Raw genomic sequence first — 13,907 nt, forward strand, 5'->3', positions numbered from 1 at the left:
GKCATTSCCGGGTAGCTATGTTCGGAATAGATAACCGCTGAAAGCATCTAAGCGGGAAACTAGCCTCAAGATGAGATCTCACTGGGACCTTGAGTCCCCTGAAGGGCCGTCGAAGACTACGACGTTGATAGGTTGGGTGTGTAAGCGCTGTGAGGCGTTGAGCTAACCAATACTAATTGCCCGTGAGGCTTGACCATATAACACCCAAGCAATTTGCGAACTCGAGAGAGACCAGATTGCGGTGTGTGAAGACGAAACGAACCGAAAGTTCGAGATACTCACAAAACACCAAGCTATCACATACCCAATTTGCTGAAGCGAGGCCAACCGGCCACGACTCAGTACCCGAATTTCTTGACGACCATAGAGCGTTGGAACCACCTGATCCCATCCCGAACTCAGAAGTGAAACGATGCATCGCCGATGGTAGTGTGGGGTTTCCCCATGTGAGAGTAGGTCATCGTCAAGATTAAATTCCAAAACCCCTATCTGCGTATGCAGGTAGGGGTTTTGTCTTTGTGGCCCCAGCAAACCATCGCAACACCCTCGCCAGCTGCGTGTGCATCAAGACTTTTTCGCAGCCAAAACGCTCAATTCAACTCCCCTCGCTTCAAGAGAACGCTACTGCTGGCCGATAACCCATAGGGTCGCAGCGATGCTCATCACGGTTTCAAGAGAAATCCCTTGCTGGCTGATGGCTAACCGCTATCATCTGCGCGCCGTAAAGGGCAGTGAAGCTGATCTTGTCCGTGCGTTCGCCTTTAGGTTCTTCTTCTTAAATTGCCTGGAAATCTTCGATGCTGTCGTATCACCAAAAGAGTTTTCTGATCGTCGATGATTTCTCGGATTTCCGCAGTTCGGTCAGGTCCATGCTGCGGGAGTTGGGAGTCAAGGATGTGGACACGGCCGACACTGGCGAACAGGCACTGAAGATGTGTTCGCAGAAATCCTACGATTTCATCCTGCAGGACTTTCACCTGGGCGATGGCAAGAAGAACGGTCAGCAGGTGCTTGAAGACCTGATGATCGACAAGCTGATCAGTCATGAAAGTGTATTCGTGATGGTCACTGCTGAAACCAGCCAGGCCATGGTGCTCAGCGCCCTGGAACACGAACCTGATGCTTACCTGACCAAACCCTTCAACCGCTCCGGCCTGGCCCAACGCCTGGAGCGACTGGTGCAGCGCAAGACGTTGCTCAAGCCGATACTGCAGGCCCTCGACCGTGGCAAGCCGGTTGAAGTGCTCAATGCCTGCATCGCCTTGTGCAAACAGGACATCCGCTATTCGCCATTGTGCTTGCGCTACCGCGCCGACGCCCTGCGCGATCTCAATCAGAATGAGGTCCTGGAGCGTCTTTACGACGGCATCATTGCTGACCGACCCTTGCCGTGGGCGTTTGCCGGGTTGGGCAAGTTGCTGTTCAAGCGGGGCCAGGTCAACCAGGCAAAAGCCCTCTACGAAAAAGCGCTGAAGGTGTTCCCGATGATGCCGGCGCTCTACGATGGCATGGCGCAGGTGCTGGTTGCAGAAGGGGATACCAGGGCCGCCCAACGCGTCCTGGAAGAGGCGATTCGCTTGTCGCCACTGGCTGTGCGCAGACAAGCACAGCTGGGCAAACTGGCCATGGTCAATGAAGATTTTGACACCGCATCCAAAGCTTACCGCCAGGCGGTTGCCCAGGGTGCCCAGTCACGTTTCAAGGATGCGGAAAGCAACCTCGGACTGGCTCACGCCTTGATCAGCAAGGGCAGTGAAAAAGGCCTGGATACCCGCACTCGTCTTGAAATCAACACGACCCTGAGTGCGGTGGCCAAGGACAACCCCTCTGATCCCGGTCTGCAAATCAGGGCGCGATTGATGAAGGCGACCAGCCTGTTGATCAACGATGCCGAAACCGCGGAAAAACTGACCGAGCAAGCGATCTTGCGGCTAGATGGCATGGAGCAGTTCATGAGCGCCGAAGCGGCGCTGTTGGTCGCCAAGCAATTGCAGATGCTGGGTCAGGCCAATGCGGGCGCTTCGATGTTGAAAAACTGTGCGGAAATCTACGGCGACGATCCCGCCGTGATGAAGGGCATCGCCAAGTTGACTGACGATCCGAACATCCTCAACTCCGGTAACGTGGCGGCCGATCTCAATCGCCAGGGCGTGCGCGTGTACAAGACCGGTGACCTGGTGCAGGCCCGGGGAATCTTTCGCAAAGCCCTGGCACTGCAGCCCAAGAACATCAGCATCGCGCTGAACCTTGCACAAGCGTTGTTGCATGGCACCGACACCAATGTTCCTTCGGCGGAAATGGTGGAATGTCGGGCCTGCCTGAAAATGGTCGGCTTGATGCCGGACACTGACTCGCGTTTTGCGCGTTATAAAAAGCTCAAGAACAAGGCATTTGGCGAATGAATGACCACCAACAGGCACTGGATTTCTCGACGGTAATTGCTTCCACTGTACACGACATGAAGAACTCGCTGGCCATGCTGATGCAAGCCCATAGTCAGTGCCTGGCGAGCTTGCCGGCGTCAGCGCGCCTTACCCCCGAGCAAGGTGTGATCGAGTTCGAGTTCGCACACCTCAACGGCATGCTGGTGCAGTTGCTCGGCCTGTACAAACTGGGGGTTAACCAGATGCCCCTGCAGCCGGCCTACCACGAACTGGATGACTTCATAGAAGCGCAACTGGCTTGCCATCAGGACGTGTTTGCCAGCCGCGGTATTGCCGCCACGTTTGAAGTCGATCCCCTGAGTCCTCTGGGTTTCTTCGACCGCGAGCTGATCGCTTCGGTACTGGCCAACAGCATCAACAACGCAATTCGTCATGCCCGGCAGGCGGTGTTGATCAGCGCCAGCGACGAAGCCGGGCAACTGGTCCTGACCATCAACGACGATGGTGACGGTTATCCCCCACAGATGATCGAGCGCCAGGCGGAGTACGTGCAGGGTATCAACCACAGCACTGGCAGCACCGGCCTGGGTCTGTACTTTGCCGACCGGATTGCCGCGCTGCATCAACGTAACGGCGTAGGCGGACGTACGGAAATCAGCAATGGCGGCCCTCTCGGCGGCGGTGTCTTCAGGCTCTATCTTCCTTGATCCAGGTGCCTCCTACATTTTTGTGCATCGTGCTTGATATTCCGAACACGCGGAGCCTATTTTGTACGAGTTGCCGCTCGCGGCTTGTATAAACAAGGATTGCGTCATGACAACCGATGGCCTGGGCTCACTCGCGCAGCGATTGACCGGCATTGATGAGATCGAATGCGTCACGCCGGACTTGAATGGCGTACCACGGGGCAAAGTAATGACGGCCGAGGGCTTCCTGGAAGGACGTCGTCTGCAGTTGGCACGGGGTGTGATGCTGCAATGCATCATGGGCGGATATCCGCCGGCGCGTTTTTACGGTTGCGATGACGGCGACCTCGCGCTGGTGCCTGATCCTGCGCAGATCCACCGCCTGCCCTGGAGCAATCACCCTCGGGCATTGGCCATCTGTGATGCGCACGAGTTGACGGGCGAAAGCTCCAATCTGTCGACCCGAGGCCAGCTCAAGGCAGTCATCGCGCGTTACGCAGCCATTGGCCTGGCACCGGTGGTGGCCACCGAGCTTGAGTTTTTTGTCTTCGCTCCCAATACCGATTCGACCCAGCCCTTCCAGCCCCCGATGGGCCTGGACGGTCGTCGCGAGGAGGGGCATTCGGCATTCAGTGTCAGTTCCAACAATGGTCTGCGGCCGTTCTTCCGCGAGGTCTATGAATGCATGGCGGCGCTAGGCCTGCCTCGCGACACCTTCATGCACGAGATGGGCGTCAGTCAGTTCGAAATCAACCTGCTGCACGGCGATCCCTTGCTGCTGGCCGACCAGACATTGCTGTTCAAGCATATGCTCAAGGAAGTCGCACTCAAGCACGGCCTGATCGTGGTTTGCATGGCCAAGCCATTGGCGCACACGCCAGGCAGTTCGATGCATATTCACCAGAGCATCGTCGAGATCGATACGGGGCGGAATGTCTTCAGCGACGAAACCGGTCAGCCGAGCGCGACGTTCCGTCATTTTATCGGTGGTCAGCAAGCGGCCATGGCGGATTTCACCGCGCTGTTTGCGCCGAACGTGAATTCGTATCAGCGCTTGTGCCATCCCTTTGCATCGCCGAATAATGCCTGCTGGTCCCATGACAACCGGTCGGCCGGCTTGCGCATTCCCGCCAGTTCGCCGGTCGCTCGTCGGGTCGAGAACCGCCTGCCGGGGGCTGACGCCAATCCGTATCTGGCGATTGCGGCGAGTCTGGCGTCCGGGTTGTATGGCATCGAACACCAACTGCAACCCGATGAGCCGATCCAGGGTGAATTCCAGGTGCCGGATAAACTTTCATTACCCTGTACCTTGCATGCAGCACTGGAGCGTCTGAAACGTAACCAGTTGGCAATGGAACTGTTCGGCAAGGAGTTCATCGAAGGCTACATCGCTTCGAAGACCATGGAATTGACCAGTTTCCAAGATGAAATCACTCCCTGGGAGCGGCGCGTCCTGGCTGCCCAGGCCTGACGAAATGTCGACACCGGGCTATCGTTTGAATAGCCCGTCACTCACTGCAAGGAGCCGCTCGTTGCGCCAAATCTGGAAGTCCTTTCGAGCGCTTTATTTCGCTTCGCTGATGATGTTGATCGGCTCGGGCCTGTTGAGTACTTACCTGGCGTTGCGCCTGGCTGCCGATCATGTCGACAGCCTGTGGGTCGGTGCGTTGATGGCGGCCAACTATTTCGGCCTGGTACTGGGTGGCAAGATCGGCCATCGGTTGATTGCCCGGGTCGGACATATACGAGCGTACTCGGCCTGTGCCGGGATCGTCGGCGCGGCGGTACTGGGCCATGGCCTGGTGAACTGGTTGCCTGCCTGGTTGTTCCTGCGGGTGATCGTCGGTCTTGGCATGATGTGCCAGTACATGGTCATCGAGAGTTGGCTCAACGAGCAGGCCGAAGCCAAGCAGCGCGGGCTGGTGTTCAGCGGCTACATGATCGCCTCCTACTTGGGGTTGGTGCTGGGCCAGTTGATCCTGGTCATGCACCCGGGCCTGGGCCTGGAACTGCTGATGCTGGTGGCGCTCTGTTTCACGCTGTGCCTGGTGCCGGTGGCCCTGACCCGACGGATTCACCCGGCGCCTTTGCATCCCGCGCCCATGGAGCCGCGGTTCTTTTTGAAACGCGTGCCGCAGTCATTGAGTACCGTCCTGGGGGCTGGGTTGATTGTCGGTTCCTTCTACGGCCTGGCGCCGCTGTACGCCTCTCAGCAAGGATTGTCCACGGAGCAGGTCGGCCTGTTCATGGGTAGCTGCATTTTTGCCGGGCTGCTGGTGCAGTGGCCATTGGGATGGTTATCCGATCGCTATGACCGGGCGCTGTTGATCCGCTGCTTTGCATTCAGCCTGGCGTTGGCCGCCTTGCCCCTGGCGATCATGGAGCAGGTGCCGCTGGAGGTTCTTTTCGTCGCCGGGTTCCTTTGCTCGTTGGTCCAGTTCTGCCTGTATCCGTTGGCAGTGGCTTTCTCCAATGACCATGTCGAGGGCGATCGGCGGGTATCGTTGACGGCAATGTTGCTGGTGACCTACGGCGTGGGTGCCAGCATCGGGCCGCTGGTGGCGGGTGTGTTGATGAAGTTGTTCGGCAGCCAGATGCTCTATGCATTCTTCAGTTTCTTTGCGTTGGTGCTGGTGTGGCGAATTCGTCCGAAAGCGGTGACCAACCTGCACCAGGTGGACGACGCTCCGCTGCATCACGTCGCCATGCCGGACAGTATGTCGAGTTCGCCTCTGGTGGCGGCCCTCGATCCGCGGGTGGATGAGCAGGTGGTACAGGACCAGATGCAGAATCCGGTTTCTCCCGAGCCGAGTGCGCAACCGGAGTCTGAGCCGGAAACGGATCAACCGCCTCAGGAACCGGATTCAGGCAGGGAGCAGAGTTTTACCGAAGCCAGGCCATAATAATTCAGGTAAAAAAAACGGGCAGTCACCACAAGGAGCTGCCCGTTTTTTTGCTGGAGACGTTGTCTCAGAAGTCGTCTTTATCGAAGCGCCGCGCTTCGCGTTGCAACTGGTAGACGAACCGCTCGACCTGACGCTGCACCAGCCCGCTCATGTTGTGGAAGCGCACGCCGGCGAAGGTGGTGGAGATCTTTTCTTCGAAGTGCAGGTAGCGCAGTTCGACCGGCGCCGTCATTTTGCCGAAGGGCAAGTCGGCGTTGAAACGGTCGTAGACCTGACCCAACTGCAGGCTGCCAGTGATGTCGCCCTCGAAGCGCAACTTGCAGCCGGTGGCGGAAATGTCCAGCAGCTTGCCACTGATCGATGCCTTGAGCTTTTCACCGTCCAGATTAACGTTGACCAGTTGCGCCAGTTTCAAGGCGGCACGGAATGCATTGCGCCGCTGGTGATAGACGACCTCATCGGGCAGGGTGCCACGGTAGCAACGGCTGCCATTGGATTCGTCGATGCTCAGCTGGCCATTGCTTTCCCACGCGATGCGCACACCTTCATGAAAACCTTCGACCTTATAGGGTTCGCCGGCCAGCAGGAAACGTTCGCCATCGCGGGGAATCATTTCGTCCAGGGCAATCATGTTGCGTTCACGATCCAGGTCCACCAGATAACTCTGGAAGCGCTGGCTGCGCTCGTGGAACGTGATGATCAGCGGGTCATGGCTGTCTAGGAGCTGGCGCAAATTGCCGGAGATTTCCAGGGGGGTGCTGAGCACCTTGGGTGGCTGCGGCGCATCTTCCGCGTTTAAGGCATTGGACACGGTTAATCAATCTCCAGACAAATTTTGACTACGGCTAGCGGCATTTTGCCAGCATGTTTCGCGTCTTGATAGAGTGTGCTTATCGCCAGGCTCAAGCCTGACTGAGCGGGCGTGGTTTCACAAGCCTGGAGAATGATCCGCTGGCGTCATAGAGCGCGGGTTGTTCACCGCCGTTAAGGATTCTCAGCTGGGTGGCCGTGGCGGCCTGCTGTACCAGGATCGATTGTCCATTTTTGGCGTTGGCGGCGTGGCATTGGGCCAGAAGGTCGGTCAGCACATCGCTTTGCGCCAGCAATGCATCGCCGACGCTCGATTGACTGGCCAGCTGCTCCAGCCCGCTGCGGTTGGCTGGCAGGTTCAGGCGGGTGAGAATCTCGGTGCGCTTACGGCCATGCTGCTCGAGCTCGATGATCATTGCCTGCTTCTGCGCCAGAATCTCTTCCAGCAACTGCATGTCACGGCCATGCAAGGCGAGGGATTCGGTGCGCAGTAACTCCAGCAAACGTTGCGCTGGAGCAAGGTCGTCGGTGATCAGTTGCAGTAAATTAGTATCGTGCATGGCTGGCCTTGGGTTTAAGCGTCCAAAAGCCAGCGCGGGCCGAGGCCTAGCGCTGGGCTTCGAAGTTGAGCAGTTTGCTGGCTACACGGTTGCTGTCGACTTTATAGCTGCCATCGGCGATGGCTGCTTTCAACTCGGCCACTCGGGACTTGTCGACGACAGGCTGATCGCGCAGCGTATCGGTGATCTTCTGCAACTGTTGCGCCTCATTGCTCAGGTGTACCGACTCTCCGCTTTTGACGGTACTGGCCTGTTCGGCCGGGATACCAGGCTCAGCAGGCTTGCCGGTTTCGGCAGTTTCCCTGGCGGCGCTGGTACGTGTACTGCCCGTGAGCGACGGGGAGCTGTTCAATCGGCTGAAATCGATGACCATGGTAAAAACCTCTGGGGAATTTGGACGCTTGCCATGTTTTCGGCCATTCCCTGAAAAACTTTAGGCTCATTTATCAAATGAGCGTGCGCGCGCCAGCGCTTGCCTTGCCTGGCTCACAGTTTAGGGAACCGCCGAGGTCGGCGCCACTTCTTCACTCCCGTTGAGCCCTACATGGACACTTCCACCTGGCCCGGCGCAATGATCTGAGCCTTGATGACCCGTTTGGAATTGAGGTTCTTGACTCGAATCTGTTCGCTCAGGCCACCCCCTGCCAATGCCTCGCCGGGCATTCGCACGCTGAGCGTACCACTGCGGGCGGTAATCACCACCTGGTCGCCCTTGCGTATGACTTCCGCCTGTTCGATGTGCACCAGGCTGATGACCTGATCATTGACCATTGGTCGGGTAAGTCGCTGGCCCACGGCCTGGTCCACGGATGTCAGGTAACCCTGGTTGAGCAGGCTGATATCGCGCTCACGCAGCATGACGTCTTGCGGTTCGACAATGCCGGCGCGACGCAGGGGCCGGGTGGTGGTGACAACCTCGCGAAACAGGCGTACTTGAGCGGGCACGAAGACGGTCCAGGGGGATGTTCCCTCGCAGCGAACCTTGACCGTTACGCGGCCCAAAGGCTTGGCCGGACTCTCCAGGGTGGCTGTCAATTCCTTGTCGCACATCGGCATGCGCAGGCGCGGATCGAGTGGATTCACCTGGATCTCGTAGCGACCTGAGGTTTGACTGGTCGCCAGATAGTCCTCTACGGTGAATTCAAGAAAGCCCTGGGTGACGCCGATAAGCATGTCAGGCAAGGTAACCGCGTCAGCAAGGGCAGGGCTGCCAGCGTTGAACAGGCAAACGGCCGACAGCACCCCGAGCCATTGGCGGCATGGGGTGGTCAGACGGCGGAAAAATGTCGGTTCTGTGTTCATGACAAGATAAAAAGCAAGCGCCGTGCCGTTTAGTGATGGAGGCGCGTCGCAACAACACTTAGCGTTGGCGTAGGAGTCAGGCATGGCTGGTGTAATGGATTCGGTAAACCAGCGCACGCAACTGGTGGGGCAGAATCGCCTTGAGTTGCTGTTGTTCCGTCTCGACGGCCAGCAGCTGTATGGGATCAACGTGTTCAAGGTGCGGGAGGTGTTGCAATGCCCCAAGCTGACGTTGATGCCCAAGTCCAGTCCTGTCGTGTGTGGCGTGGCGAATATTCGGGGGGCAACGATTCCGATCCTTGACCTGGCGATGGCGACCGGTTCCGGTGGCTTGAAGGACAAGGGCAATCCCTTCGTGATCATCACGGAATACAACACCAAGACCCAGGGATTCCTGGTGCGCTCGGTGGAACGCATCGTCAACATGAACTGGGAGGAGATTCATCCGCCACCCAAGGGCACGGGGCGCGATCACTACCTGACGGCGGTGACTCGGGTTGATAACCAACTGGTCGAGATCATCGACGTCGAGAAGGTGCTGGCGGAAGTGGCGCCGACGCCGGAAGCGATTTCCGCCGGTGTGATCGATGTCGAGACCCAGCACAAGGCGCTTTCCTTGCGTGTGCTGACGGTCGATGACTCGTCGGTGGCGCGCAAGCAGGTGACCCGTTGCCTGCAAACGGTCGGTGTCGAGGTGGTGGCGTTGAACGACGGCCGGCAAGCGCTGGATTACCTGCGCAAACTGGTCGACGAGGGCAAGCGCCCGGAGGAGGAGTTCCTGATGATGATTTCCGACATCGAGATGCCGGAAATGGACGGATATACCCTGACGGCTGAGATCCGCAACGACCCGCGCATGCAAAAGCTTCATATCATCCTGCATACTTCGTTGTCAGGTGTGTTCAATCAGGCGATGGTCAGGAAAGTCGGTGCCGATGACTTCCTGGCCAAATTCCGCCCTGATGACCTGGCATCCCGGGTAGTCGACCGGATCAAGGCAGCAGACATCAGCTAGGGGCGTTCGGCCCCCGGCAGTCAACACGATTTTAGAGGCGGCAGCATTGTCTACGGGTAATTTGGATTTCGAACAGTTCCGGGTGTTCCTGGAAAAAGCCTGTGGCATTTTGCTCGGTGAAAACAAGCAGTACCTGGTCTCCAGCCGTCTCAACAAACTGATGGAGCAGCAGGGCATCAAGTCCCTGGGTGAGCTGGTCCAGCGCATTCAGACCCAACCGCGCAGCGGGTTGCGCGAGATGGTCGTGGATGCGATGACGACCAACGAAACACTGTGGTTTCGTGATACCTATCCGTTTGAAGTCTTGAAGAACAAGGTGCTGCCCGAAGCGATCAAGGCCAGTCCCGGCCAGCGTCTGCGGATCTGGTCGGCGGCATGCTCGTCGGGTCAGGAACCGTATTCGCTGTCGATGTCCATCGATGAGTTCGAGCGGTTCAATCCCGGGCAGTTGAGAATGGGCGTGCAGATTGTGGCCACCGACCTGTCGGGCACCATGCTGAACAATTGCAAGACAGGCGAGTACGACAGCCTGGCCATCGGTCGCGGCCTGTCACCGGAGCGGCTGCAGCGTTATTTCGATCCCAAGGGGCCGGGACGCTGGGCTATCAAGGCGCCGATCAAGAGCCGCGTAGAGTTTCGCTCCTTCAACCTGCTGGACAGCTACGCGAGCCTTGGCAAGTTCGACATCGTGTTCTGTCGCAACGTGCTGATCTACTTCTCCGCCGAGGTGAAGAAGGACATCCTGTTGCGCATTCACAGCACTTTGAAGCCGGGCGGTTATCTGTTTCTCGGTGCTTCCGAAGCGTTGAACGGATTGCCGGATCATTACCAGATGGTCCAGTGCAGCCCGGGGATTATTTACCAGGCGAAATGATTTTATTGGTGTATGGAAAACGGGAGTCCTAAGGGGCTCCCGTTTTTTATGCCTGATGATTTCTGCCGGTAGCGCTTGCCCCTTGTGGGAGCTGGCTTGCCCGCGAAGACGTGGTGTCAGCCGACATCTAAATTGCTGACACACCGCTTTCGCTAGCAAGCCAGCTCCTACAGGGGCGGCAGTGTCCTTTCGACCGTGCCAAGCGGCAGAAAAGCGGCAGCCAGCGGAAACCGGTTGCCGCTTTTCTGTCGTTGCCGCAGGGGCCGGTGCCCGCAAAGCCCCGGTTTACGGGGTTTTCTTAATTGGCATGACGCTTGCTATGTCCATCCTACGAAAAATCAGGCACCCGAAGGTTTCCCGACATGAGCATCAGCTTCGATAAAGCGCTCGGTATTCACGAAAAGGCACTGGGCTTCCGCGCCCAGCGTGCCGAAGTCCTGGCCAACAACATTGCCAACGCCGACACCCCGAACTACAAGGCGCGGGACCTGGAGTTCTCGAAAGTGCTCGAGGCGCAGAACGACAAAGCCAAGAACGGCACCTTCGCCTTGAACATGACCAACAGCCGTCATATCGAAGCCCAGGGCCTGGGCAATGGCGACGAGTCGCTGATGTACCGCACGCCGATGCAACCGTCGATCGACCAGAACACCGTGGACGCTCAGTTGGAACAGTCGAACTACGCGGAAAACTCGGTCAATTTCCAGGCTAGCTTCACCCTGCTCAACAGCAAATTCAAAGGGCTGGTGTCAGCCCTGCGCGGAGAGTAATTCATGTCCCTGTCCAGTGTTTTCAACATTGCCGGTAGCGGCATGAGTGCCCAGACCACGCGCTTGAACACCGTGGCCTCGAACATCGCCAACGCCGAGACTGTCTCGTCGAGCATCGACCAGACTTACCGTGCACGTCATCCGGTGTTCGCCACCATGTTCCAGGGAGGCCAGGCCGGTGGCAGCGATTCGCTGTTCCAGAATCAGGACGCGGCCGGTCAAGGCGTACAGGTGCTGGGCGTGGTCGAGGACCAAAGCAACCTTGAGGCACGCTACGAGCCGAACCATCCGGCTGCCGACGCCAAGGGCTATGTGTACTACCCGAACGTCAACGTGGTGGAAGAAATGGCGGACATGATTTCTGCGAGCCGTTCATTCCAGACCAACGCCGAAATGATGAATACCGCCAAGACCATGATGCAGAAGGTCCTGACCCTCGGTCAGTGATAAGGGGCGACTCAGATGAGTGTTACCGATACCACCAGTGGCTTGAGCCTCAACGACATCCTGGCGAACTCGTCGATCAAGACCAATACCAATGCCGATAGCCTGGCATCGGCGGCGGGTAGTGCCACGGGCAAAAAGGCCTTGGGCAAGGACGCGTTCCTGCAGTTGCTGGTCACCCAACTGAAAAACCAGAACCCGCTGGAGCCTCAGGGCAACGGCGAGTTCGTGGCGCAGCTGGCGCAGTTCAGCAGCCTGGAAGGCATCACCACGCTCAACGATACCGTGTCCGGCATCGCCGGCAACTACAACTCGTCTCAGGCGTTGCAGGCTTCGTCACTGGTCGGGCGCTCAGTCATTGCGCCGGGCGACAAGTCCGTGGTCGATACCACGAAGGGTATGACCGGTTCGGTTGTGATACCGCAGTCGGTGGCTGAAGTGGCGGTGAAAATCACCGACAAGGATGGCAAGACTGTCCGCACCATCAAGCTGGATGATCAGCCAGCCGGCACCAGCAGCTTTACCTGGGATGGCAAGGACGATGCCGGTACGGTCGTCGAATCGGGGACGTATACCTTCGCGGCGAACACCACCATCGATGACAAGGGCGTGGCACTGGTCACCAACCTGCCGGCAACGGTCAACAGCGTGACCATCAGCCAGACCGGCGGTGAGTTGATGCTCAATCTGGCCGGGCTCGGCAGTGTCGCCCTGTCCAAAGTGCAAACCATTGGTATATAGAGCCGGCTAACGCGGCACAAAGGAGTGGATCATGTCTTTTAACATCGGCCTTAGCGGTCTCTATGCCGCCAACAAGCAACTGGACGTCACCGGCAACAACATCGCCAACGTTGCGACCACCGGCTTCAAATCGTCCCGCGCAGAATTCGAAGACGTGTACTCGGCGTCCAAGCTGGGCACGGGCAGCAAGGTTACGGGTAGCGGCGTGCGCCTGGCTAACGTTTCGCAACAATTTACCCAGGGCGATATCAGCGCCACCGGTAACGTGCTGGACATGGGCATCAATGGCTCGGGCTTCTTCGTATTGAACAACAGCGGCTCGCTGTCCTACACCCGTGCCGGTACGTTCAAGGTCGACAAGGAAGGCTACGTTACCAACAGCGACGGTACTGCGCGGCTGCAAGGCTACGGTGTGGATGCCAATGGCAAGATCGTCAATGGCGTATTGACCGACCTGCGCATCGACACGTCTAACCTGGCGCCGAAATCCACCACCACGGTATCGTCGACGATCAACCTGAACTCCACGGCTGCGGTGATCGATCAGACAGTGGCGGTCAACAAGTTCGACCCGAGCAAGGCGGAAACTTACACCAAGAAGTTCACCACGCCGGTTTTTGACACCCAAGGCAACCAGCACACCATGGATCAGTACATGGTCAAGACCGGGCCGAACACCTGGGATACCTACACCCTGATCGATGATCGCAACCCGGACGGTAGCGATCCGACGGACGTTGCAACACCGCCAATTGCTTCGACCATGACCTTCGACACATCGGGCAAGTTGGTATCGGTCAGCACGCCGGTGCCACCCACAGTGCCGCCGACCGTTCCAACGCCTGCGCCAGTGATCGGTAATGAGCTGAAAATTACCAACTGGACCCCGGGTACAGTCAAGGATGGTGTCTGGACATCCAATGGTGCAGCCGCAGATCCGGACGGCCTGACCATTGCCATGGGCAACACGACTCAGTTCAACGCCGACACCGCACGCTCCATTCCCGCGCAGAACGGTTACGCCACAGGTCAGATCACCAACCTGACCATCGACGGCAGCGGTGTGCTGTTGGCCAACTTCAGCAACTACCAGACCAAGCCTATTGGCCAGCTGGCATTGGCCAGCTTTACCAACGAACAAGGTCTGCAGCCTGTCGGCGGTACCAGCTGGAAAGAAACCTACGCCTCGGGCATCCCGGGTTACGACGCGCCGGAAACCGGCTCTCTGGGGACGATCCGTTCCAACTCCCTGGAAGAGTCCAACGTCAACGTGACCAATGAACTGGTTGACCTGATCAAGGCGCAGAGCAACTACCAGGCGAACGCCAAGACCATCTCTACCCAGAGCACCATCATGCAGACCATCATTCAGATGGCCTGATGCGGGCTGGTTGAAAGCGCTGTACAAGGAGCCC

Annotated in this window: 14 protein-coding genes and 2 rRNA genes; 12 read left to right on the plus strand and 4 right to left on the minus strand. The window is 58.0% G+C overall.

Features of this window, described 5'->3' with window-relative positions:
• From BKX96_RS23675 to BKX96_RS23700, 6 genes are all read left to right on the plus strand, one after another.
• A 23S ribosomal RNA gene (locus tag BKX96_RS23675) occupies positions 1–197 on the plus strand; the annotation flags it as partial.
• 156 nt (positions 198–353) lie between these two features.
• A 5S ribosomal RNA gene (gene rrf, locus BKX96_RS23680) occupies positions 354–469 on the plus strand.
• Positions 470–797: 328 nt separating this feature from the next.
• Positions 798–2,402: a tetratricopeptide repeat-containing response regulator gene (locus tag BKX96_RS23685; protein ID WP_046817761.1), complete on the plus strand. Its 1,605-nt coding sequence runs from the start codon at positions 798–800 to the stop codon at positions 2,400–2,402.
• On the plus strand, positions 2,399–3,091 hold the full coding sequence (locus BKX96_RS23690) for a sensor histidine kinase (protein WP_046817760.1): 693 nt from the start codon (positions 2,399–2,401) through the stop codon (positions 3,089–3,091). The genes BKX96_RS23685 and BKX96_RS23690 overlap by 4 nt, the downstream gene beginning before the upstream one ends.
• 208 nt (positions 3,092–3,299) lie before the next feature.
• Complete coding sequence (locus BKX96_RS23695) at positions 3,300–4,541, plus strand: glutamine synthetase family protein (RefSeq protein ID WP_179092178.1); 1,242 nt, start codon at positions 3,300–3,302, stop codon at positions 4,539–4,541.
• Between the two features lie 61 nt (positions 4,542–4,602).
• A complete protein-coding gene (locus BKX96_RS23700; protein WP_077185605.1) occupies positions 4,603–5,973 on the plus strand; it encodes an MFS transporter in 1,371 nt (456 codons plus the stop codon).
• A 67-nt stretch (positions 5,974–6,040) separates the two neighbouring features.
• Here BKX96_RS23700 and BKX96_RS23705 read toward each other — a convergent pair whose 3' ends face one another.
• The 4 genes from BKX96_RS23705 to flgA form a co-directional block, all read right to left on the minus strand.
• A complete protein-coding gene (locus BKX96_RS23705; RefSeq protein ID WP_046817757.1) occupies positions 6,041–6,787 on the minus strand; it encodes a flagellar brake protein in 747 nt (248 codons plus the stop codon).
• 91 nt (positions 6,788–6,878) lie between these two features.
• Positions 6,879–7,346, minus strand: a complete 468-nt coding sequence (locus tag BKX96_RS23710; RefSeq protein ID WP_046817756.1) for a flagella synthesis protein FlgN — start codon at positions 7,344–7,346, stop codon at positions 6,879–6,881.
• A gap of 46 nt (positions 7,347–7,392) precedes the next feature.
• Positions 7,393–7,719, minus strand: coding sequence for a flagellar biosynthesis anti-sigma factor FlgM (gene flgM / locus BKX96_RS23715; protein WP_077185606.1), 327 nt, complete (start codon positions 7,717–7,719; stop codon positions 7,393–7,395).
• Positions 7,720–7,886: 167 nt separating this feature from the next.
• A complete protein-coding gene (gene flgA / locus BKX96_RS23720; protein ID WP_082240502.1) occupies positions 7,887–8,648 on the minus strand; it encodes a flagellar basal body P-ring formation chaperone FlgA in 762 nt (253 codons plus the stop codon).
• A gap of 82 nt (positions 8,649–8,730) precedes the next feature.
• On the opposite strand from flgA, the gene BKX96_RS23725 reads away from it, so the two are divergent.
• From BKX96_RS23725 to flgE, 6 genes are all read left to right on the plus strand, one after another.
• Complete coding sequence (locus tag BKX96_RS23725) at positions 8,731–9,663, plus strand: chemotaxis protein CheV (protein WP_046817753.1); 933 nt, start codon at positions 8,731–8,733, stop codon at positions 9,661–9,663.
• Positions 9,664–9,709: 46 nt separating this feature from the next.
• Entirely contained in the window at positions 9,710–10,537 is an 828-nt protein-coding gene (gene cheR, locus BKX96_RS23730; RefSeq protein ID WP_046817752.1) for a protein-glutamate O-methyltransferase CheR, read from the plus strand.
• 362 nt (positions 10,538–10,899) lie between these two features.
• Positions 10,900–11,307 (plus strand): flagellar basal body rod protein FlgB, encoded by a 408-nt coding sequence (gene flgB / locus BKX96_RS23735; RefSeq protein WP_020800602.1) that lies wholly within the window; start codon positions 10,900–10,902, stop codon positions 11,305–11,307.
• A gap of 3 nt (positions 11,308–11,310) precedes the next feature.
• Complete coding sequence (gene flgC / locus BKX96_RS23740) at positions 11,311–11,754, plus strand: flagellar basal body rod protein FlgC (RefSeq protein WP_042607186.1); 444 nt, start codon at positions 11,311–11,313, stop codon at positions 11,752–11,754.
• 15 nt (positions 11,755–11,769) lie between these two features.
• A complete protein-coding gene (gene flgD, locus BKX96_RS23745) occupies positions 11,770–12,492 on the plus strand; it encodes a flagellar hook assembly protein FlgD (RefSeq protein ID WP_046817751.1) in 723 nt (240 codons plus the stop codon).
• Between the two features lie 31 nt (positions 12,493–12,523).
• Positions 12,524–13,873 carry a flagellar hook protein FlgE gene (flgE, locus tag BKX96_RS23750; RefSeq protein WP_046817750.1) on the plus strand — a complete coding sequence of 450 codons (1,350 nt, stop codon included), beginning with the start codon at positions 12,524–12,526 and terminating at the stop codon, positions 13,871–13,873.
• Positions 13,874–13,907 lie beyond the last annotated feature (34 nt).

The sequence above is a fragment of the Pseudomonas putida genome (assembly GCF_001976065.1).
In the GTDB taxonomy this organism is placed as follows: Bacteria; Pseudomonadota; Gammaproteobacteria; order Pseudomonadales; family Pseudomonadaceae; genus Aquipseudomonas; species Aquipseudomonas serbica.